Consider the following 21,648-nt stretch of genomic DNA (forward strand, 5'->3'; position numbering starts at 1 on the left):
CCGTGGTCCGCCCGTCCCTCGCCGTCCTCGCCCTCACCGCGTGCGGCGGCGAGGACAGGGCGACGATGCCGCCGCTCACCCCCGAGCCCGGGGACGCCCGGCCGCTCGCCCCGGCCGGCGCGCCGCCCGAGCAGAGCCGCGCCGCCCGCATGGTGCTCTACCGCTACCTGCGCGGCGTCGCCGCGGGCGACGCCAAGGTCTGCGCCTCGGTCACCCCCGCCTACGAGCGGGCGACCTTCGGGAAGCCCGGCGGCTGCGGCTCCGGCCTCGCCGCCGCCCGCGCCCGGCTCCGCGCCCAGGACCGGGCCGCCCTGCGCACCGTGACCGTTCCCACCGGGCAGGCGGGCCCCGGGCCGGACGACTTCACCGTCCGCTTCGAGGACCTGCGGTGGAAGGGCGAACCCGCCCGGCCCGGCGGCCTCCTCGCGGCCGGGTTCACCCTCCGCAAGACCGGCGCGCGCTGGCTCATCACCGTCTGACCGGCACGGCCGCGAGGCGCTCTACAGCCCGAGCGCGGCCAGGGCCGGCAGGCGGGTACGCGCGGCTTCGCGTGCCTCCTGCGGCGAGCGGGCCGCGCGGGCGGCCAGCGCGGCCTGACGGCAGTCCTCCAAGGTGTGCCGGGCCAGCGCCGCCCGGACGAGCGGCAGCGACGGCGCGCTCATCGACAGCGAGGTGACGCCGAGGCCGACCAGGACGCACGCCAGCGCGGGATCGCCCGCCGACTCCCCGCACACGCCGCAGGGAAGGCCCGCGTCCGCGGCACTGGCGACCAGGTCGAGCACGGCGGGCCGCCACGCGTCCTGGAACCCGGCCAGGCCGCCGAGCTGGCGGTCGGCGGCGCAGGCGTACTGGGTCAGGTCGTTGGTGCCGAGGCTGAAGAACTCCACCTCGGAGGCCAGGTCGCGGGCGCGCAGCGCCGCCGCCGGCACCTCGATCATCACGCCCGGGTGGTCGATGCCCGCCGCGCCGCAGGCCGCCGCGAAGAACGCGGCCTCCTCGGCGTCGGTGACCATCGGCGCCATGACCTGGAGCTTCGCGGTGGTACCGGACGCGGCGCGGGCCAGGGCGCCGAGCTGGGCGTCCAGGACGTCCGGGTGGCGGCGCAGCATCCGCAGCCCCCGCTCGCCGAGCGCCGGGTTGGGCTCCTCGCCGGGAGGCGGCAGGAACGCCAGCGGCTTGTCGGCGCCCGCGTCGAGCGCCCGGACCACCACGCGGCCCCGCGGGAACGCCTCGAGGACCGTGCGGTACGCCTCCTCCTGCTCGGTCTCCGTGGGCGGGGCCGACCGGTCGAGGAAGAGGAACTCGGTGCGGTAGAGCCCCACGCCCTCGGCGCCGTTGGCGAGCGCGGCGTCGAGGTCCTTGGGGCCGCCGATGTTGGCGAGCAGCGGCACCTTGTGGCCGTCGCGGGTGCCGCCCGGTCCGGTCGACTCGGCCAGCGCGGACGCCCGCGCCGCCGCCGCCGCGCGCGCCGCGCGGACCTCGGTGCCGGTCGGGTTCACCACCACCGTCCCGGCCGCCCCGTCGACGAGGACGGGTGTGCCGTCGGCGAGGCCCGTCGCGCCCGGCAGCGCCACCACCGCGGGGACGCCCATGGTGCGGGCGAGGATCGCGGTGTGGCTGGTCGGGCCGCCCTCCTCGGTCACGAACGCGGCCACCAGCGCCGGGTCGAGCACCGCGGTGTCGGCCGGCGCCAGATCGCGGGCGACCAGCACGAACGGCTCGTCCGACTCGGGGACGCCCGGCATCGGCAGCCCGAGCAGCCGCGCGACCGTCCGGTCGCGGATGTCGTCGAGGTCGGTGACGCGCGCCGCGAGGTACTCGCCGGCTCCGGCCAGCATCTCGCGGTAGACGCCGAACGACTCGTGGACCGCGCGGGCCGCCGCGACGCCCGTGTCGATCCGGGCGCCGACGCCGGCCGCGAGCTCGGGGTCGCCGGCCATCAGCGCCTGCGCGTTCAGCACGTCCCGGCCGTCCTCGTTGCCGAGCTCGGCCGCGCGCGCCCCGCGCGCCTCCAGGTCGGCGGCGACGGCGCCGAGCGCGTCCAGTGCGACGCGCCTCTCGGCCTCGGCGTCGCCGCCGTGGCGGGACCCGGCGGGCGGCTCGGGGACGGCGCCGGCGATGCCCCGGACGGGGCCGGCGCCGACCCCGGGGCTGACCCCGGCGCCGTGCAGGACCTCAGGCACTCTCGGGCTCCGTGAGCAGCGCCTCCAGCTCGTCCAGCAGCGCGTCGGCGCCCTCGCCCGCGGCGGAGATGACGATCTGCTCGCCGTGCCGGGCGTCCAGCCCGAGCACCGCCAGGATGCTCTTGGCGTTGACCGGGGCCTTGCCGGACTTGGCGACCGTGACCTCCATCGGGGCCCTGGCCGCGGTCTGCACGAACAGCGCGGCCGGCCGCGCGTGCAACCCCACCTTGGACTCGATCTTGACGTTGCGGTCGGTCACAGAACACTCCCTCGTTCTCGATCTGCTCCGGGCGCCCGCGGCGCGGGGCCGGCAGCACGTGCACTTCCTTCAGATCCGCCACCGGGCGGCCGGCCGCCGCCGGGGGGCGCGGCCTCGGACATCGCCGCCGGGCGGCGTCAGCGCCAGGTGAAGAGCTCGGCCCCCTTGCTCACCGCGCCGGACTCGACCACGTCCGAGAGCACGTCGGAACCCGCGTCCAGCGCCACCACCGCGCAGACCGGCGACCGGCCGCCCGCCTCGATCACCGCGGGGTCCCAGCCGATCAGCGGCTGGCCCGCGATGACCCGGTCGCCGGCGGCGGCGAACACCCGGAAGCCGGCGCCCTTGAGCTGGACGGTGTCGACGCCGAGGTGCACCAACACGCCGTGCTCCTCGGCGTCGACCACGACGAACGCGTGCGGATGCATTTTGACGATCTTGCCGGTGACCGGGGCGATCGCCCGGCCGGGCCCACGCTCGGGGTCGACCGCGGTGCCCGGCCCGACCATGGCCTTGGCGAACACCAGGTCGGGCACGCCGCCCAGGCCCACCGCCCGGCCGGCGACCGGCGACAGCACCCTCGTCACTCCCGTCATGATCCGACTCCCAGCCTCAGTCGAGGAGATCCTCGATGTCGGTGGCGATGGTGTCGGCCTCGGGCCCCACCACCACCTGGACCACCGTGCCGCTGCGCATCACGCCGTACGCCCCGGCGGCCTTGAGACCCGCCTCGTCGACCTTGCCCGGGTCCGCCACCTCGGTGCGCAGCCGCGTCGCGCACGGCTCGATCTCGACGATGTTCGCGGCGCCGCCCAGTGCCGCGACGATGGCCTCGGCCTTGTCCATGTCAGTCTCTTCCGTGTTCGCCGCGCCGACCGTGTCAGCTCGTCTGGGTGACCTTGTTGAGGCCGCGCGGGACGTCGGGGTCGACGCCCAGCCTGCGAGCCAGGTTCTCGACCAGGATCTGGCCGGGGACGATGAGGCCGAGCGGCGCGACCCACTCGGGCAGGTCCGGGCCCGGCAGCGCGGCCGAGCACGCCCCGGCGAGACCGGGGCCGCCGCCGATGCCGAACGCGCGGGCGCCCGCCCCCCGCACCCGCTCCGCCAGCGCCACCGTACCCGGCAGCGTGGGCCCGTCGCCCGCGGCGACCAGCAGCGCGGGGGTCCGCTCGTCCACGACGGCGATCGGGCCGTGCTGGAGGTCGGCGTACGACAGGCCCATGGCGTGCAGGTAGCACGCCTCCTTGATCTTGAGGGCGAGCTCCAGCGCGCTGCCGAACGCGATGCCGCGGCCGGACACGACCGCGCCGGGGACCCCGGCCAGCTCCTCGACCATCTCCGGCAGCGCCCCGGCCGCCTCGGTGACCCCGATCAGCCGCTCCACCTCGTCCGGCGCGCGGCGCAGGTCGTCCCGGTCGACGTCGGTGCCGAGCCCGAGCCCGAGCACCGCGACCGCGGCGAGCTGGGTGGTGTAGGTCTTGGTGGCCGGCACCGCCAGCTCGTCGCCCGCCTCGGTGATCAGCGCCACCTCGGCGGACTCGGCCAGCGGCGACCCGGCGCCGTTGGTGATCGCCACCGTGCGGGCGCCGCAGTCCTTGGCCCAGTCGAGCGTCTCGACGATCTCCTCGGTCTTGCCGGACTGGCTGATCGCGACCGCCAGCACCCCGGACAGGTCGAGCCTGCTCCGGTAGGTCGTGGCGATCGACGGCGCGGCGAGGGTGGCCAGCCGGCCGGCGTGCGACTCCACCAGGTACCGCCCGTACACCGCGGCGTTGTCGGACGACCCGCGCGCGATGAACAGCACCTGGCGGGTGCCGCGGGCGAGGAGCCCGACGTCGGACATGCGCGGCAGCAGTCCCCCGATCGTGCGGCGCAGCGCGTCCGGCTGCTCGCCGATCTCGGCCCGCATCCGCGAGCTCGGTGCCGCGGCCCCGGCCGGTGCCGGTCCTCCGGGCTGCGCCGGATCGTTCAGCGGCGTGGTCATGATCCCCCTCCGAAGACGTTCTGCCCGTTGATCCAGGTCGCATGCGCGCGGTGCCCCGGGCCGAGCCAGACCAGGTCGGCCGCGGCGCCCGGCGCGATCCGGCCGAGGTCGGGCCGGCCGATCAGGTCGGCGGGCACGCGGGTGGCGGCCTCGATCGCGGTCACCTGGTCGACGCCGATCCGGACCGCGTTGCCGACCGCGTCGTCCAGCCGCAGCCCCGACCCGGCGAGGGTGCCGTCGGCGCGCAGCGGCGGCCCCTCCGCCGGCATCGTGATCGGCTCGCCGCCCAGCTCGTAGCCGCCCGGCGGCATCCCCGCGGACGCGGCGGCGTCGGTGACGAGCACGACCCGTCCGGCGGCGGCGCGGAAGACCAGCTCGCAGACCGGCGCCGCGACATGGTGCAGGTCGACGATCAGGCCCGGGCTCAGCCGGGTGTCGACGAGCGCCTGCGCGGCGACCCCGGGGTCGCGGTGGTGCACGCCGGACTGCGCGTTGAAGATGTGGGTGACCTTGCGGGCCCCGGCGTCCGCCGCCGCCGCGACCTGCTCGGCGGTGGCGTCGCTGTGGCCGACGCTGACCAGTACGCCGTTCGCGGTGAGGGTGCGGATCGCGTCGAGCGCGCCGTCCCGCTCGGGGGCGAGGGTGACCAGCTTGACCAGCCCGGTCTCCAGCAGCGCGGCGATCGCGGCGGGCGTCGGGTCGGTCAGGTGCGCGGCGTTGTGCGCGCCCTTGCGCTTCTCCGCCAGGAACGGGCCCTCCAGGTGCACGCCGAGGACGCGCGACCCGGCGGGCAGGCCCGGCAGCAGGTCGCGGGCCCGGCGCAGCGCCTCGGCCTGGATCCGGACGGGAGCGGTGATGAAGGTGGGGAGGAACGAGGTCACGCCAGTCTCGGGCAGCCGGGACACGACCGTGTGCCAGCCGCGCGCGTCGGCGTCCACCATGTCGTGGCCGTAGTAGCCGTTCACCTGGAGGTCGACCAGGCCGGGCGCGAGCACGCCGTCCGGCAGGTCCACGTCCGGCCGCGCACCGGGATGGCCCTCGCCGACCTCGGCGATCAGGCCGTTCTCCACCCGGACGAAGCCCGGGCCCTGGAGCCGGGCGGGACCGCCCCCGGGCGAGGTGATCAGGCTGTTCGCGGTGATCAGCAGTGAGGCCATGGGACGCGCACCCTCCGTGACGCCGTATCCGCAGGTCGCCGGGTCGGCGACTGGTCTAGTCCGGACTAGACCAGTCTGCACCATACTGCACCGAACAGGAAGAGCGAAGACGCGGGCCTTCCCGCCGGGACCCGATCCCGCCCGGACGGCCGCCGGACCCTCGTCCCGACCTGTGGGTCCCCCTGCTCCAGAGGCGGCCCAGCAGGCGATCCGGCGTTACTCACCTGTGCATTGACACGCCTTCGACCCCTGTGGTCTAGTCCGGCCTAGACCAGTACGCGCACGACGATCCGGACACTCCGGCACCGGCCCCGGGCCATCGAGGACATCCACGTGACGACCATCGATCCGAACAGCCCCGTACCGAAGTACTTCCAGCTCCGTGCCATCCTGCTCGAACTGATCGAGAGCGCGGAACTGCCCGTCGACGCCCCGATCCCGTCCGAACGCGAGCTGTGCGCGCGGTACGAGCTGTCCCGCATGACCGTCCGGCAGGGCGTCGACCAGCTCGTCACCGAGGGCCGGCTCTACCGGGTGCCGGGCAAGGGCACCTTCGTCGCCCGCCCCAAGATCGAGATGCCGCTGCGGCTGGTCTCCTTCACCGAGGACATGCTCAGCCGCGGGCTGCGGCCCGGCGCGGTCGACCTCGACCGGCGCACCGTCGCCGCCGACACCCGCCTCGCCCGCGTCTTCGAGGTCGAGCCGGGCACCGCGATCCACCTGGTCGAGCGGCTGCGCACCGCCGACGGCGAGCCGATGGCGCTCGAACGCTCGCACATCCTGGCCTCGCTCGCCCCCGACCTGCTCGACCGGCGGCTCGCCGACCGCTCGCTGTACGGCGTACTGGAGGCCGTCTACGGGCTGGTGTTCGACGCCGGCGACCAGACCATCGACGCCGTCCTCGCCGACGCCGCCGACGCCCGGCACCTCCAGATCCCCCGCGGCAGCGCCGCGCTGCTGCTGCAACGCCGCTCCTACACCAGCGGCATCTGCGCCGAACTGGGCGTGTCGACCTACCGGGCCGACCGCTACCAGATCCACACCGCCCTCGGCGACCCCCCGCCGCACTCCTGACCGCCCGGAGCTCCGGCCGCTCCCGACCCTTCGGAGATCCCTCGACGCGCCCCCGACACCTTCGGTCACCGAGGAGGAACCCCCCACATGAGCTCGACCACCGCGACCGGTCCCGCCGCGCCGCGCCGCGGGTCCGCCGCCCTCGCCGTGCTCCAGCGCATCGGCCGCGCCCTCATGCTGCCGATCGCCGTCCTCCCCGCGGCCGGGCTGCTCCAGCGGCTGGGCCAGCCCGACGTGCTCGGCAACGCCCCCGGCGCGGACCACTGGATCAGCTTCTCCGGCGGCTCCTGGTACCCCAGCGCCGACCAGGTCGCGCAGGTGTTCGGCGGAGCCGGCGGCGCGCTGTTCGACTGGATGCCGCTGCTGTTCGCGGTGGGTGTCGCGGTGGGGTTCGCCAAGAAGTCGGACGGCTCGACCGGGCTCGCCGCGGTGGTCGGCTACATGGTCTTCCACTACGTCAGCATGAACGTGTTCTTCATCCGGTTCGACGACGACCTCAAGGCCAAGATCAGCAAGCGGCTCTTCGACCCGGCCCATCCCGGCACCCCCACCACCGTCCTGGACCTGGCCACGCAGAACCCCACCCGGGTCCTCGGCGGGATCGTGATCGGCATCGTCACCGCCCTGCTCTACCAGCGCTTCTACCGGATCAAGCTGCCCACCTGGCTGGCCTTCTTCGGGGGCCGCCGGTTCGTGCCGATCATCACCGCGGTCGCCTCGCTCGCGCTCGGCGTGGTCTTCGGCTTCGTCTGGCCGTTCCTCGGCACGTTGCTCACCGGCTTCGGCGGCTGGATGGCCGACAACAGCACCGTCGGCGCCGGCGTCTACGGCGTGATCAACCGGCTGCTGCTGCCGCTCGGCCTGCACCACATCCCCAACAACGTGGTCTGGACCCAGATCCCCGAGTGCACCGTGGGCGGCAAGAGCTACGCCGGCGACCTCAACTGCTATGCCAACGGCGCGGACGGCGCCGGCTGGTCGATGACCGGATTCTTCCCGGTCCTGATGTTCGCGCTGCCCGCCGCCGCGCTGGCCATCTGGCAGGCCGCGCCCAAGCACCGCCGTGCGGCCGTCGGCGGCATCATGCTGTCCGCCGCGCTCACCGCGTTCGTCACCGGCATCACCGAGCCGATCGAGTTCGCGTTCATCTTCGTCGCCCCCGTCCTGTTCGGCGTGCACGCGGTGCTGACCGGGATCTCGATGGCGGTCGCCGACGCGCTCGGGATGAAGCTCGGGTTCAGCTTCTCCGCCGGGGCCATCGACATGCTGATCAACGGGTCCCGGAGCAACACCAGGAACCTGGTGCCGCTGATCATCATGGGACTGGTCTACGCGGCGGTCTACTACCTGATGTTCAGCTTCCTGATCCGCAGGCTGAACATCCCCACCCCGGGCCGCGAACCCGATGGCGAGGAGTCGGTCGCCGCCGATCCCGTCACCGACCCGGAACTGGCCGCGGGCACGAAGGCCGGCGCCGAGACGAACGCCGAGACCGGTGCCGAGACGGGCGCCGAATCCCGGAGCATGGCCGGCACCGCGAACAAACGCAACAATTCCACCGATCCGCAGGACACCCCGAGCACCGGTTAGTGCCTGCCGATGACGCGTGAAAAATCGCACGCCGGGCCGGCGCATAGGAATGCGGTGTGACGTCGGGTATGTGTGCGGTGTGACGCCCAATTCGGCGCCGCTAAAGGGCGGGACAACGCAGAGCGCGCGTTACCGCTGCGTCCGCATCCGGTCCCCGGCGTATTTTCCCGGCCCTTCGCGCCTCCTGTTATCGGCGCCGCCGCCCACGGCGGCGCCGCCACGATGACTGGAGGCACCATGCCCAAGCGCACGACGAACCCGGCCGTCCGGATCGTCCCCTACACCGGCCGGTCCCGGGCGTCCGCCCGGACCACGCAGGACCCGGCCCGGAGCCCGTACGCCGCCGCCCACGAGGCGCATGGGACGGACGGGGCGCTGGCGCTCAGCAGACCCACCGTCCCGGCCGCCCGCCGGCCCAACCCCTTGCGCCTCGTCCGGCCCGACGAACGGGCGGAGACCGACCTGCGCGCCGTCGCCGAGGCGACCGTACGGCTCGTCGCCGAGGTGCTCGCCGGGATGCGGACGCCGCACCACCTCGCCCACCAGGCCCTCCCGGAGGTCTGCCGCGGCCTCGCCGGGCACCGGGCTCCGACGGCCCTCGGAGCCCGGATCGCCCCGCCCCAGGTGCTGACCACCTGGCTCCAGGAACCCGCCCCCGGCAGCGCCGAGACGGGCGCGGTACTCGTCCTGGACGGCCGCGTCCAGGCGCTCGCCCTCAGGCTGGAGCACCGGCGCGGCCGATGGCGGTGCACCGCCGTCGAGACCAGCGGTCCCGCACACCGGCGGCGACCGGCGCTCCCCACCGCGAGGCCGTGACGGGAGCCCGGCCGGCGCGAGAGGGCGGCGGCGTGCCCCCGGTCGTCAGGCCGTGAACGCGGAAGCGGCCTCCCGGGAACCGATCCCGGGAGGCCGCTTCGGCCCGGCGTGCGCCCTACTTGCCGCGCGGGTCGCCGTGGCAGCGCTTGAACTTCTTGCCCGAGCCGCAGGGGCACGGGTCGTTGCGGGACACGCCCGCGTACTCGTCCTCGGTCTCCTCACTGTGCAGCTCCACGCCGCCCTCACCGTCGACGGTGGGCGCCGAGTACTCCAGCTTCTTGGGCCGCTTTGGCTCGTCCAGGCCCTTGGCGTGGATCGTGGGGGCCTCGCCGCCGGCCGGGACCTCGTCGGCCTCGGTGTCGGCCTCAGCCTCGACCTCGGTGCCGGTGTCGGCCTCGGCCTCGGCCTCGGCCGTGTCGTCGTCGGAGGCGGTCTTGGAGAGCGCCACCGGGTTGGCCCCGACGGTGGGCGCGGCCTGCTGCTCGTCGACCTCGACCTCGAGGTTGAACAGGTAGCCGACCGACTCCTCCTTGATGCCGTCGAGCATCGCGTTGAACATGTCGTAGCCCTCGCGCTGGTACTCCACCAGCGGGTCGCGCTGCGCCATAGCCCGCAGGCCGATGCCCTCCTGGAGGTAGTCCATCTCGTACAGGTGCTCGCGCCACTTGCGGTCGAGCACCGACAGGACCACGCGCCGCTCCAGCTCGCGCACGACGTCGGCGCCGAGCTCCTCCTCGCGCGCCGCGTAGGCGGCCTTGGCGTCCTCGCGGATCTTCTCCGACAGCGTCTCGGCGTCGAGGCCGGAGATGTCGCCGCCGACCTCCTCGACCAGCTCCTCGACGGTCAGCTTGATCGGGTAGAGCTGCTTGAACGCCTTCCACAGCTTCTCGAGGTCCCACTCCTCGGCGAACCGCTCGGCGGTGGCGCCCGCGACGTAGCCCTGGACGACCTCGTCGATCATCAGGAGGACCTGCTCCTGGAGGTCGGCGCCCTCCAGCACCTGGCGGCGCTCACCGTAGATGACCTTGCGCTGCCGGTTGAGCACCTCGTCGTACTTCAGGACGTTCTTGCGCATCTCGAAGTTCTGCTGCTCGATCTGGCTCTGCGCCGACCGGATCGCCTTGGAGACGATGCCGGACTCGATCGGCACGTCGTCCGGGATGTTCAGCCGCGACATGATCGCCTCGACCCGGGCGGAGTTGAACAGCCGCATCAGGTCGTCCTCGAGGGACAGGTAGAACCGCGACTCGCCCGGGTCGCCCTGCCGGCCGGACCGGCCGCGGAGCTGGTTGTCGATCCGCCGCGACTCGTGCCGCTCGGTCGCCAGCACGTACAGCCCGCCCGCCTCGACGACCTGCTCGTGCTCGCCCTTGACGGCCTCCTTCGCCTTCTCCAGCGCCTCGGGCCAGGCCGCCTCGTACTCCTCGGGCGTCTCCAGCGGCGACAGGCCCCGCTGGTGCAGCTCCAGGTCGGCCCGGAAGTCGGGGTTGCCGCCGAGCATGATGTCGGTGCCGCGGCCGGCCATGTTGGTCGCCACGGTCACGCCGCCCTTGCGGCCGGCCTCGGCGACGATCTCCGACTCCTTCTCGTGCGCCTTGGCGTTCAGCACCTGATGCGGGATGCCGCGCCGCTTGAGCATCCTGGACAGCCGCTCGGACTTCTCCACCGACGTGGTGCCGACCAGGATCGGCTGGCCCTTCTCGTGGCGCTCGGAGATGTCCTCGACGACCGCCTCGAACTTGGCCTGCTCGGTCTTGTAGACGACGTCGGCGACGTCCTCTCGGACCATCGGCTTGTTCGTCGGGATCGGCACGACGCCGATCTTGTAGGTCTTGTTGAACTCGGCGGCCTCGGTGTCGGCGGTGCCGGTCATGCCCGAGAGCTTGTTGTAGAGGCGGAAGAAGTTCTGGAGGGTGATGGTGGCCAGGGTCTGGTTCTCGTCCTTGATCGCCACCTCCTCCTTCGCCTCGATCGCCTGGTGCATGCCCTCGTTGTAGCGGCGCCCGTGCAGGATGCGGCCGGTGAACTCGTCGACGATCAGGACCTCGCCGTTCATCACGACGTAGTCCTTGTCGAGCTTGTAGAGCTCCTTGGCCTTCAGCGCGTTGTTGAGGAAGCTGACCAGCGGCGTGTTGACCGAGTCGTAGAGGTTGTCGATGCCGAGCCAGTCCTCGACCTTCTCCACGCCGGACTCGGTGATGCCGACCGTGCGCTTCTTCTCGTTGACCTCGTAGTCGCCCGGCCCGTACTCGTCGACCTGGCCGGCGGTGCTGACCAGCTCGGCCCGCTTCAGCCGCGGGACGATCTTGGCGAACTCCGAGTACCACTTGGAGTTCTGCTCGGCCGGGCCCGAGATGATCAGCGGCGTCCGGGCCTCGTCGATCAGGATCGAGTCGACCTCGTCGACGATGGCGTAGTTGTGGCCGCGCTGGACGCACTCGTCCAGGCTCCAGGCCATGTTGTCGCGCAGGTAGTCGAACCCGAACTCGTTGTTGGTGCCATAGGTGATGTCGGCGTTGTAAGCGACCCGGCGCTCGTCCGGCGTCATCTGCGGGAGGATGACACCGATCTCGAGCCCGAGGAACTGGTGCACGCGGCCCATCCACTCGGCGTCGCGCTTGGCGAGGTAGTCGTTGACGGTGACGACGTGCACGCCCTCGCCGCTCAGGGCGTTGAGGTAGGCCGGGAGCACACAGGTGAGGGTCTTGCCCTCACCGGTCTTCATCTCGGCGATGTTCCCCAGGTGCAGTGCGGCGCCGCCCATGAGCTGGACGTCGTAGGGCCGCTGCCCGAGCACGCGCTTGGCCGCCTCGCGGACCGTGGCGAACGCCTCGGGCAGCAGGTCGTCCAGGGACTCGCCCTCGGCGATCCGCTCCCGGTACTTGTCGGTCAGCTCACGCAACTCGGCGTCGCTCATCTCGAGGAAGTCCTCCTCGATCGAGTTGACCTGATCCGCGAGCTTGTGGAGCTTGCGCTTGATCTTACCTTCGCCCGCACGAAGGATCTTATCGATGACTGGCGGCACTCTCGGAGGCTCCTTGCAGATCGTGGGTCACCGCTCCCGGCGGTACGCACACCACACGTACGATGCCCATCGTAGGCGAGACCCAGAATGGTCTAGGTCACCCCGCAGCGCAATCCACTGCGCGCCTGTTTGACCGGCCGGATCCAGCGGAAGGTCTCCCAGTGCAGCCGCGAGGAGGCGTCATGACCGAAGAATCGTACGGATCGCACGCCGGACGGCCCGGCTCCTGGCTCGCCGTCCTGATCATCTTCATCGGCTTCCTGCTCGGCGGGATCGCCCTGTGCATCGGCCCCCTGTGGATCGCGTTCTGGGTCGGGATCGCCGTGGTCGCCGTCGGCGTCCTGGTGAGCGGGCTGGTCCACCTCTTCTCCGACATCGTCCTGGACGCGCCCAGGGTCATTCCGGAGATCGTCGACTATTCGCTGTTCGGCAGCCACACCACCAAGCGGCGTGGCGGCCTGACCGGCGAGACCGCGCACAAGCCCATCGCGACCGACACGCAGGAGGCCCCGCACGGCTGAGCCGTCACCCGGCGGCCCGGACCACGGCGGCCACCTGCGCCCCGTCCAGCCCGGGGTCGAGCCGCTCGACGCGCACGTCGTCGCACCCGACCCACCCGGCCGCCCGCCACAGCGCGGCGCCGAGGGCCGCCGCCGACGCCTCGGTCCGCGCCCGCGTCCGCGTCGCCGACGGCTCGAACGACACCTGCCGCGCGACCAGCGTCGTGCCCTCCCGCGCCGGGTCGACCCGGCCGAGCAGCCGCCCGCCCGACAGCAGCGGCATCGCGAAGTAGCCGTGGACCCGCTTGGCCTTGGGCACATACGCCTCGAGCCGGTGATCGAAGCCGAACACCCGCGACGTCCGGGCCCGGTCCCAGACCAGCGAGTCGAACGGTGACAGCAGCGTCGTCACGTGCCGCCCCCGGGCCGGCTCGGCGAGTGCGGCCGGATCGGCCCACGCGGCGTGCCGCCAGCCCTCCACCCGCACCGGGACCAGGCCCGTCGCCCCGATCACGGCGTCGACCTGCTCGGCCTTGACCCGGTAGTAGTCGGCCAGGTCGGCGCGGGTCGCCACCCCCAGCGCCCGCCCCGCCCGCGCCACCAGCGCCTCCAGGCACGCCTCGTCGTCGGGCTCCTGGTCGAGCAGGGGCGCCGGCACCGCACGCTCGGCCAGGTCGTACACCCGCCGCCAGCCGACCCGCCGCGCGCACACGACCTCGCCGACGTCCAGCAGCCACTCGATGCCGATCTTGTGATCGCTCCAGTCCCACCAGTCGGCGCTCGCCTTCGCCCCGCCGAGCTCCTTGGTGGTGAGCGGCCCGTCGGCCCTCAGCCGCGCCAGGATCTCCTGGCAGACCCCCTCGGGCACCTTGTGCCACCGCCACCCGCGCCGCCGGAAGGCCCGCCGCCGGAACGCGAACAGCGGCCACTCGTCCATCGGCAGCACCGACGCCGCGTGCGCCCAGTACTCGAACGCGCCGCTCCCCCAGTAGGCCGCCTCCACCGCGTCGCGCCCGACTGCCCCGAGCCGTGCGTAGGGGACCAGCTCGTGCGAACGCGCCAGCACCGAGATCGTGTCGAGCTGGACGGCCCCCAGCCGCCTCAGCAGCCCCGTCACCCCGCCGGCGCCCCGCGCCCCCAGAAGCCCTTGTGCACGCAGCTGAAGCCGCCGCACCTCGTCCGCACTGAGCTCAGCCTCGATCACGCCGCGATGCTACGACACGACACCGACAAAAGGGGATAGCCGGTAGCGGCGGAGCGGGAGGGGGCTCTCCAGGTGGACGGCGTGCGAGGCGATGAGCGAGGGAGACAAGGGGACGCTAAGGACGCCGGAGGTGCTCGGGCGATGCGCAAGGCAGCAGAGCGCGGGCCGGACGGCCTGGGCGGGCCCTGTGCGGACGGGGACGCCGTGGGCCTGGAGGGCGGCGGTGGGGTGGCTGACGGGGCGGGTCAGGTGATCTCTAGGAGTTTCTCGCGGACCGCATAGACGACCGCCTCCATCCGGGAGTGGAGCTGGAGCTTCTCCAGGATGTTGCGGACGTGGTTCTTGACCGTGTTCTCGGAGATGAAGAGCTCGCGGGCGATCTCGCGGTTGCCGAGGCCGCGGGCGACCAGGCGGAGGACTTCCATCTCGCGTTCGGTGAGGCGGGGCGCGGGGACCTGCTGGGTGCGCTCCTCGCTGCGCTTGGCCAGGGAGGCGAACTCGGTGATGAGCTTGGACGCCATCGAGGGGCTGATCAGCGACTGGCCGCCGTGCACCGCGCGGACCGCCTGCGGGACCTCGTCGATGGAGATCTCCTTGAGCAGGTAGCCGCTGGCCCCGGCCTTGATCGCCTCGAAGAGGTCCTCCTCCTCGTCGCTGATGGTCAGCATCACGATCTTGGCGCTGGGGGCGGCGTCCTTGATGGCGGTGCAGGCCTCGATGCCGCTGCGGCGGGGCATCCGGATGTCCATCAGAACCACGTCGGGCAGCAGGTCGCCGGCCATCTCGACCGCCTCGTGGCCGTCGCCGCCCTCGCCGATGACCTCGATGTCGGTCTCGCCCTGGAGGACCATCTCCAGGCCGCGGCGGAAGAGCGCGTGGTCGTCGACGATCAGTACCCGGATGGGGTCGGCCGCGCCGGCCTCGGTCGCGTCGGCCTGACGGGGTACCGCCGCGGCGCCGCGAGCCTCGGGATTCTCGCTCACCTGAGTCGCGGCGTGGAGGAGACGCCGCTTCCCCCCTTCACTGTCAGTGATCTGGGTCTGCCGGAGGGTCCGGGCCCGGCCCGGAGACAGCCGCCGTGGTCGCGGTGGCCCCTCGGGCCACCGCGACCACGGCCTTGCTGGTAACGCCTTTCTAGATCATGACACGCTCTGGGCGGTGACGTGACGCAAGTACCACATCACTCTTCGACAAGACGGATGACGCCGTAGTCCCAGCCTCGCCGGCGGTAGACGACCGAGGGGTGGCCGTCGGCCTTGTCACGGAAGAGGAAGAAGTCGTGGCCGACCAGTTCCATCTCGAAGAGGGCCTGCTCGATGCCCATCGGCTCGGCCTTGTGGTACTTCTCGCGGACGACGACGGGGCCGTCGCCCTCCATCGGGATCGGGATCAGCTGCTCGTCCGCGGCCGGCATCGGATCGTAACGGCCGGTGCCCGCGGGTTCGGCGGCCCGGCCCGCGTCCGCGGGCACGGTCTCCAGGGGCTCGGGGAGCGGTTCCGCCGCGGCCGGCCTGGCCCGCGATCTGCCGCCATGGTGCGCCTTGCGCCGGTCGCCGTCGCGGCGCAGCCGGGACTCCAGCTTGTCGAGCGCCAGGTCGAGCGCTCCGTAGCGGTCGTCGGCGGCGGCCTCGGCCCGGATCACCGGGCCGCGCGACTGGATGGTCAGCTCGACCCGCTCACGCTGGTCGGCCAGCTTCGGATTGCGTTCCTCAGAGACCTCCACATCGACGCGGATGACCTTCTGGTTGAGCCGTTCGATCTTGGCCAGTTTGGCATCGACGTGCCGTCGGAACCTGTCGTTGACGTCGGTGTGCCGGCCCCTCACGGTGATGTCCACGCGGGACCCCCCTTCTGCCGGTTGCGATTCTCGCCCGGTCCGGGGCTCCTGATGGCCCCGGACGGACGCCACAGCTCGGTGGGTCGCACCCGCCCGGCCGACCTGGTCTTCGTCCCCACATCCGCCTGCTGAGGGGCTCGCGGCGCTTTCGCCACTACTGCCCTTCTCCCGGTCCGGGGAATATCGGATTCCCCGGTGAGGCAGGACTTACTTCTAAGGCGCACCGTGATCGGTCGACGAGAAGTCGCCTTACGTGGGCCGTTTCGCCTGCGCCTGGCATCGGCTAGCCGGATCGCCTGGCGTGCTCCTGACGAGCACGGCGATCCAACGCAACCACGGACCCGGGCGGGTGCCATGTCAGGAACGCTAACCCCTTACGCCGCGAATGTCAGGGGGGTGGAGCGAGGAAAAACTCACGGACCGTCATCGAGAGTGCTCGCAGCGCCGCTCCGGACCCCCTTTCCGGCTCGCCCGCAAGTCGTGCATCCCCGTGTCCGCAGGGCTTTCGCGGCTTTCGCCGGCACCCAGGTCATGCCGAGCGGGCGGAGCGGCATGTTGCAAAGATCTCTTCAACTGCCATGACGCCGCGTGACGGTTGATGAAGCAATCAATCCGACGTGCCACCACAAGTCGGACAGTTCTCAACTACGGATGGTAACCACCTACCGGGTCGGGGGCCGGAACGAAGATTGTCACCCGCTCGTTGCCACGGTGTGGCAGAACCACCGCCCCTCGACGCCGGGGAAGGGCGCCCGCCGGCCGCGCGAAGGCTCACCCGCCCCTGCGCAGCGGTGTGGCGGCCACCGTCGCGGCCCCCACGACCAGGGCCCCGGCCTGCCGCAGCGCCCGGGCGGCCTCGGCCAGCGAGGCCCCCGTAGTGATCACGTCGTCGACCACGATCACCCCGCGTCCGGCCACCGGGACGCGCGGCACGACCTCGAGCGCGCCGGCCAGGTTGGCCGCCCGCTCACCGGCCGTGAGCCCCGCCTGATCGGCCACGGGCCGCCGCTGCCGCAGCGCGCCGAGCCCTGTGGCGCGCAGGCCGCCCGCGCGCAGCACCCGGACCGCGACCGCCGCCATCCGGTGCGTGGGGTCATGCCCGCGCCGCCGTAGCGCCGCCCGCGCCGACGGAACCGGCACCAGCACCGGCCCCGGCGCCTGTTCCGGCGCCTGCTCCGGCGGATCGGGCCCCGGCACCGGTTCGGCCACCGCGGCCACGGTGGCCAGAACGGCCCGGCTGAGGGTGGCGCCCAGCGGGCGGGCGAGAGAGGTACGGCCGCGTTCCTTGTGCGCGGCGATGATCGCCCGAACCGGCCCGCCGTAGTCGGCCACCGTCCAGGTCTGCGGGAGGCCGGGGAGGCCGGGACCGAGGCGGACGGCGCGGGCGGGGACGGTCAGGGGCATGGCGCAGGCCGCGCACAGCAGGCCGGAGGCCAGGGCACAGCCCGCACATCGCTCCGGCAGGACCAGTTGGATCAGGCTCGTCGGCAGGCTCATGCCTCGACGATGCCGGGCGGCGGCGCCGGCCGGAAGGACCGCGGCGAACTGTGGATAACTCCCGGCGGCTCAGCGGGCGTAGGTCGGATCGGTCGCCGGGATGTCGCAGGCCCACTCGCTGAACTGGTCGCGCGGAGAGCGCTGCTTGCAGACCAGGTTGCGGTTCGAGGCGCGCGTGCCGATGAGGACGGGCGAGCCGGGGGCGGCGGTGATCGTGCGCGGCTCGCCCAGCGAGCCCACCCCGAGGGAGGTGATGGCGCTGCCGCTGACCGGCATCAGGTACGGCAGGGCCTGGGTGTCGGAGTCCTTCTGCCCGAGCACCGCCAGCGTGCCGTAGTCGCGCCAGACCAGGTCGCGCGCGCGCAGGAGCTCGGAGCTGACGGGCAGGAAGGACCCCACGTCGACGGCGCCGCGCGCGTCGCGGACGATCCGGCCGATCTGGACCTGCGGCTCCCCGTCGACGTCGACGATGACGGCGGCCCGAACGCCGTCGCGCGCGACGCGGAACGCCATGACCTCCCGTCCGCTCAGCCCCCAGTGCGAGACGCGCGCCGGAGGGCGCCCCCGCTGGCGGACCCACAGCCACGACTTGTCCTTGGCCGTCTCGACCGTCCACAGCAGGCCGTCACGTCCCCAGGAGGGCGGGGTGAAACGGCCGCCGCGACGCGAGGACGCCAAGAGGGGCTTCGGTGTGGGCGAGCCGGTGAGCGGGGCGGCCGTCAGCACCTGGTCGCCCTTGGAGGTGAGCCCCGCGACCTCTTGGTAGTCGGGCGCCACGGCCGGACGCGACAGCCGCCACGCGTTCCCCGTCGTGACGGGCTGCGGGACACGTCCGTCGAGGGTGCTGAGGAAGCCCGAGCCGCCGATGCCGTAAGCGCTCTGGGTGACCTGCTCCTCGTGGCCGTCGGGGGCGTTGACCTCCCACGCGCGGACGTCCTGGGTCACGTTCATGTCCTTCGGCGCGACCGCCTCGCCGCCGATCCGCAGCCTCCACCGCTTGATCTCGGAGAACTGCCGCAGGGTCCAGCTGAGCTGCGCGGACATCCGCTCCACACTGCCGGTGCCGGCCTCCTTGCTGAGATCGACGGTGGCGATGTCCTTGCTGATCTCCACGCCCTCGCCGCTCAGGTGGGTGCCGGGCGGGAAGGCGCTCTTGACCGCCCCGTACAGCCACGAGGTCGGGCCGTTCAGCAGGGCCCGGACGAGCTGGGACGGCAGGTCGCGCCGGTTGACCACCGGGAGGAAGATCCCGTTCGGGACGAGGGTGCGCTGGTCGGGCGCGAAGAAGTACAGGTTGACCGGGCGGAGGGCGCGCTCGACGTCGACCTGAGTGAGCAGCAGCCCGGCGCGCTCGTCGTCGGGCAGGCCGGTGACCCGCCACAGCCCCTGGGGCGTCCGGCCGAGCTGGAAGCTGACCTCGATGTGCTCGGCCGCGGCGCGGTACTGGCCGTCGGACGCGATCGTGCCGAGCTGGTCGCCGACGACCTTCACGACCGCCTGCGTGGCCGTCTGCTTGACGACCCTGGGCGCCTCGCGGTTCCGCATGACGGTGACGGAGGGCCTCAGGCCGGGGCGCCACGAGGTCTGGGCCGCCAGGAACTCCCGCGCCACCTTGTGGTCGTCGTCGAAACTCGCGGAGGCGGCGAGGAATCCGGACACGATCTCTTCCGGACCCCATTCCGGACGGGGCCGTACGGGGATCAGCCGGACGTAGGGGTCGTCGACCTGCTCGGCCCGTTCGACGGGCTTGCCGGACACCACACGGCCGCCGCCGGGCACGTTGGCGCATCCGGCGACGCAGAGGGTGAGGACCGCGAAGACCAGCAGGGCCGGCGGGATCCGGCGCGGCCCGGACGGGCCTCCGGGCCGCGGGGCGGGCGCCCGGCGCGGGGGGCCGAGGGTGTGGTCGGGGGTGCCCGCCGTCACTCGCCCGCCTCCAGCTCGGCGAAGAGGGGACGGGCGTCGCCCGCGCCCGGGGGCACCAGTGGGAGCGGCGAGCCGCGCAACTCGGCGCCCGCCACTCTGGGCAGGGACAGGCGGAACTGCGATCCGGCGCCCGGTTCGCCCCACGCCTGGAGCCAGCCGCCGTGCAGCTGGGCGTCCTCCCTGGAGATCGACAGGCCCAGCCCGGTCCCGCCGGTGGTGCGGGCCCGCGCCGGGTCGGCGCGCCAGAAGCGGTCGAACACCATCTGCCCCTCCCCCGGTTTCAGTCCCACCCCGTGGTCGCGGACCGCGACCGCGACCGCGTCGCGGTCGGCGGCGACCGACACCACGATGTCCTCACCCTCGCCGTGCTCGACGGCGTTGACCAGCAGGTTGCGCAGGATGCGCTCGACGCGGCGGCGGTCGACCTCGGCCATGCACGGCTCGCCGGGGAGCTGGAGCACGACCCTGCTGCCCTTGCGCTCGGCCAGGCCCTGGATGTCGCCGACCGTGCGCAGCACCAGGTCGCGCATGTCGAGCGACTCGGCGTCGAGGGTGGCCGCGCCGGCGTCGTGCCGGCTGATCTCCAGCAGGTCGCCGAGCAGCGACTCGAAGCGTTCGAGCTGGCTCTGGAGCAGCTCCGCCGAGCGGCGCACGGCCGGGTCGTCGAAGGTGTCGCGGTTCTCGTAGAGCATGTCGGCGGCGATCCGGATCGTGGTGAGGGGCGTGCGCAGCTCGTGCGAGACGTCCGACACGAACTGCCGCTGCACCTGCGACAGGTCCTCCAGCTCGCCGATCTTGTCTTGCAGGTTGGCGGCCATGTCGTTGAACGAGCGGGCCAGCCGGGCGAGGTCGTCCTCGCCGCGGACCCGCATGCGCTCCTCCAGCCGTCCGGCGGCGAGCCGCTGCGCGCCCTGCGCGGCGAGCCGGACGGGGATGACGACCTGCCGGGTGACGAGCGAGGCGATCGCCGCCAGCAGCAGCACCAGCACGACGCCGACGCCGGCCAGGGACCGGGCCACGTTCGTCAGCGTGCGCTGCTCCTGCTCCAGCGGGAAGAGGTAGTAGAGCTCGAACTGGGCGGTCTTGCCGCCCACGATGAGCCCGCGTTCGGACCTGCTCTCGCGTCCGACATAGGACAGCTTGCCGAACGTGTAGGAGCGCGATCCCGTCGGCGCGTGCCGCAGCTCCTCGCGCAGCCGCCTCGGGACGCTCTCCTCGCGCAGCTCGTTGGTGGCCCGTCCCCCGGAGAAGCGGTCGCTGGTGTCGCGGATGTAGACCTCGTACAGCCCGGACGGGCCGCTGCGCGCCTTGAGCCGGTTGACCACGGCGTCGAGCCGCCCGCCGCCGTCCTCGGGCGAGTTGCCGAGGTCGCGCTGCACCTGCGCGAGGCCCTCGTCGAGCTGGAGCCGCGCCGCCTTGACCTTGCCGTCCATCAGGGCGGACGACACCTGCTGCATGAGGAACACCCCCAGGATCGCGACCACGATCACCGAGATGCACAGCGTCCAGGTGACGATCCGCACCTGGATCGAGCGGCGCCACCGCTGGTAGCCGCGCCGCGACACCCCCCGGACGGCGCGCCTGAGCGTGCCGAGCCCCCGCCGCGCGAGCCGCTTCACGGCGTTCATCGCGGACGGGGGGCGCGGAGGCGGGGGCGGATGGTCATCGCCGAGCGGCCGGGATCAGGCCGGACCGGCCTTGTAGCCGACGCCGCGGACGGTGACGACGATCTCGGGCCGTTCCGGGTCCTTCTCGATCTTGGCGCGGAGCCGCTGCACGTGCACGTTGACCAGGCGGGTGTCGGCGGCGTGCCGGTACCCCCAGACCTGCTCGAGCAGCACCTCGCGGGTGAACACCTGGCGCGGCTTGCGGGCCAGCGCCACCAGCAGGTCGAACTCCAGCGGGGTGAGCGGGATGTGCTTGTCGCCGCGCTTGACCGAGTGGCCGGCGACGTCGATGGTGATGTCGCCGATCTGGAGGGTCTCGGGGGCGGGCTCGTCGGTGCGGCGGAGCCGGGCGCGGACCCGTGCGACCAGCTCCTTGGGCTTGAACGGCTTGACGATGTAGTCGTCGGCGCCCGACTCCAGGCCGAGCACCACGTCGACGGTGTCGCTCTTGGCCGTCAGCATGACGATCGGGATGCCGGATTCGGCGCGGATCTGCCGGCACACGTCGATGCCGTCGGCGCCCGGGAGCATCAGGTCGAGCAGCACGAGATCGGGCCGCGTCTCCCGGAACGCCTCAAGCGCCTTGTCGCCATCGTGGACGAACGACGGCTCGAAACCCTCGCCCCTCAGCACGATGCCGAGCATCTCGGCGAGCGCGAGGTCGTCGTCGACGACCAGTACACGTCCTCTCATGGCCCTCATCGTCACAAAGTCGGGGTTCGGTGGAGTGGGGTGAGACGGTCCTGCCCCACCTCGCCAGGGAGGGAAATGCCTTGGCGTGCAAGGTTACCCGCGTTTGCCTGGTACATGACTCCTCCCGGTGTCGGGCGAACGGGCGCCGGCCCGCCGCGCCGCTCGTCACGGTCTCGTTCAAATGCCGGATTGTAAACAGGCAACCGCGATTCATCTCCGAGATCGTCCGGCCGGCG

Annotated in this window: 18 protein-coding genes and 1 pseudogene; 5 read left to right on the forward strand and 14 right to left on the reverse strand. The window is 72.8% G+C overall.

Annotation, left to right across the window (positions count from 1 at the left end):
- The first annotated feature begins 2 nt into the window (after nt 1-2).
- The gene (locus QP090_RS27895; RefSeq protein ID WP_285942394.1) at nt 3-479 is read left to right on the forward strand and encodes a hypothetical protein; all 477 of its coding nucleotides are present in this window, start codon (nt 3-5) and stop codon (nt 477-479) included.
- Nucleotides 480-500: 21 nt separating this feature from the next.
- On the opposite strand, the gene ptsP is transcribed toward QP090_RS27895, so the two are convergent.
- From ptsP to nagA, 6 genes and pseudogenes are all read right to left on the reverse strand, one after another.
- Nucleotides 501-2,183, reverse strand: a complete 1,683-nt coding sequence (ptsP, locus tag QP090_RS27900) for a phosphoenolpyruvate--protein phosphotransferase (RefSeq protein WP_285942396.1) — start codon at nt 2,181-2,183, stop codon at nt 501-503.
- On the reverse strand, nt 2,176-2,442 hold the full coding sequence (locus QP090_RS27905; protein WP_285942397.1) for an HPr family phosphocarrier protein: 267 nt from the start codon (nt 2,440-2,442) through the stop codon (nt 2,176-2,178). The genes ptsP and QP090_RS27905 overlap by 8 nt, the downstream gene beginning before the upstream one ends.
- A 137-nt stretch (nt 2,443-2,579) precedes the next feature.
- Nucleotides 2,580-3,029 (reverse strand): PTS sugar transporter subunit IIA, encoded by a 450-nt coding sequence (locus QP090_RS27910; RefSeq protein ID WP_285942807.1) that lies wholly within the window; start codon nt 3,027-3,029, stop codon nt 2,580-2,582.
- Nucleotides 3,030-3,054: 25 nt separating this feature from the next.
- A pseudogene (locus QP090_RS27915) lies at nt 3,055-3,294 on the reverse strand (PTS sugar transporter subunit IIB); the annotation flags it as partial.
- A 28-nt stretch (nt 3,295-3,322) separates the two neighbouring features.
- Nucleotides 3,323-4,351 (reverse strand): SIS domain-containing protein, encoded by a 1,029-nt coding sequence (locus tag QP090_RS27920; protein WP_285942808.1) that lies wholly within the window; start codon nt 4,349-4,351, stop codon nt 3,323-3,325.
- 71 nt (nt 4,352-4,422) lie between these two features.
- On the reverse strand, nt 4,423-5,583 hold the full coding sequence (gene nagA / locus QP090_RS27925) for an N-acetylglucosamine-6-phosphate deacetylase (protein WP_285942399.1): 1,161 nt from the start codon (nt 5,581-5,583) through the stop codon (nt 4,423-4,425).
- Between the two features lie 333 nt (nt 5,584-5,916).
- Between nagA and QP090_RS27930 the strand changes: the two genes are divergently transcribed.
- The 3 genes from QP090_RS27930 (at nt 5,917) to QP090_RS27940 (ending at nt 9,063) form a co-directional block, all read left to right on the forward strand.
- A complete protein-coding gene (locus QP090_RS27930) occupies nt 5,917-6,657 on the forward strand; it encodes a GntR family transcriptional regulator (protein ID WP_285942401.1) in 741 nt (246 codons plus the stop codon).
- Between the two features lie 87 nt (nt 6,658-6,744).
- A complete protein-coding gene (locus tag QP090_RS27935; protein WP_285942403.1) occupies nt 6,745-8,247 on the forward strand; it encodes a PTS transporter subunit EIIC in 1,503 nt (500 codons plus the stop codon).
- A 237-nt stretch (nt 8,248-8,484) separates the two neighbouring features.
- Nucleotides 8,485-9,063 carry an Rv3235 family protein gene (locus QP090_RS27940; protein WP_285942405.1) on the forward strand — a complete coding sequence of 193 codons (579 nt, stop codon included), beginning with the start codon at nt 8,485-8,487 and terminating at the stop codon, nt 9,061-9,063.
- Between the two features lie 115 nt (nt 9,064-9,178).
- Here QP090_RS27940 and secA read toward each other — a convergent pair whose 3' ends face one another.
- The gene (gene secA / locus QP090_RS27945; RefSeq protein WP_285942406.1) at nt 9,179-12,088 is read right to left on the reverse strand and encodes a preprotein translocase subunit SecA; all 2,910 of its coding nucleotides are present in this window, start codon (nt 12,086-12,088) and stop codon (nt 9,179-9,181) included.
- Nucleotides 12,089-12,270: 182 nt separating this feature from the next.
- Here secA and QP090_RS27950 point away from each other — a divergent pair, with 182 nt between their 5' ends.
- Nucleotides 12,271-12,609 (forward strand): HGxxPAAW family protein, encoded by a 339-nt coding sequence (locus tag QP090_RS27950; RefSeq protein WP_285942408.1) that lies wholly within the window; start codon nt 12,271-12,273, stop codon nt 12,607-12,609.
- Between the two features lie 4 nt (nt 12,610-12,613).
- On the opposite strand, the gene QP090_RS27955 is transcribed toward QP090_RS27950, so the two are convergent.
- The 7 genes from QP090_RS27955 to mtrA form a co-directional block, all read right to left on the reverse strand.
- Nucleotides 12,614-13,792, reverse strand: a complete 1,179-nt coding sequence (locus QP090_RS27955) for a winged helix-turn-helix domain-containing protein (RefSeq protein ID WP_285942409.1) — start codon at nt 13,790-13,792, stop codon at nt 12,614-12,616.
- A 245-nt stretch (nt 13,793-14,037) separates the two neighbouring features.
- The gene (locus tag QP090_RS27960; protein ID WP_285942411.1) at nt 14,038-14,775 is read right to left on the reverse strand and encodes a response regulator; all 738 of its coding nucleotides are present in this window, start codon (nt 14,773-14,775) and stop codon (nt 14,038-14,040) included.
- 197 nt (nt 14,776-14,972) lie between these two features.
- The gene (gene hpf / locus QP090_RS27965) at nt 14,973-15,629 is read right to left on the reverse strand and encodes a ribosome hibernation-promoting factor, HPF/YfiA family (protein ID WP_285942413.1); all 657 of its coding nucleotides are present in this window, start codon (nt 15,627-15,629) and stop codon (nt 14,973-14,975) included.
- A 771-nt stretch (nt 15,630-16,400) separates the two neighbouring features.
- Nucleotides 16,401-17,126, reverse strand: a complete 726-nt coding sequence (locus QP090_RS27970; protein ID WP_285942414.1) for a ComF family protein — start codon at nt 17,124-17,126, stop codon at nt 16,401-16,403.
- Between the two features lie 69 nt (nt 17,127-17,195).
- The gene (locus QP090_RS27975) at nt 17,196-19,052 is read right to left on the reverse strand and encodes an LpqB family beta-propeller domain-containing protein (RefSeq protein WP_285942415.1); all 1,857 of its coding nucleotides are present in this window, start codon (nt 19,050-19,052) and stop codon (nt 17,196-17,198) included.
- Nucleotides 19,049-20,680 (reverse strand): MtrAB system histidine kinase MtrB, encoded by a 1,632-nt coding sequence (gene mtrB, locus QP090_RS27980; protein WP_285942416.1) that lies wholly within the window; start codon nt 20,678-20,680, stop codon nt 19,049-19,051. Before mtrB ends, QP090_RS27975 begins: the two co-directional genes overlap by 4 nt.
- Nucleotides 20,681-20,734: 54 nt before the next feature.
- Nucleotides 20,735-21,412 (reverse strand): MtrAB system response regulator MtrA, encoded by a 678-nt coding sequence (gene mtrA / locus QP090_RS27985; protein WP_285942417.1) that lies wholly within the window; start codon nt 21,410-21,412, stop codon nt 20,735-20,737.
- Nucleotides 21,413-21,648: the final 236 nt, after the last annotated feature.

Source organism: Actinomadura xylanilytica (assembly GCF_030283145.1).
GTDB classification, from domain to species: domain Bacteria; phylum Actinomycetota; class Actinomycetes; order Streptosporangiales; family Streptosporangiaceae; genus Spirillospora; species Spirillospora xylanilytica.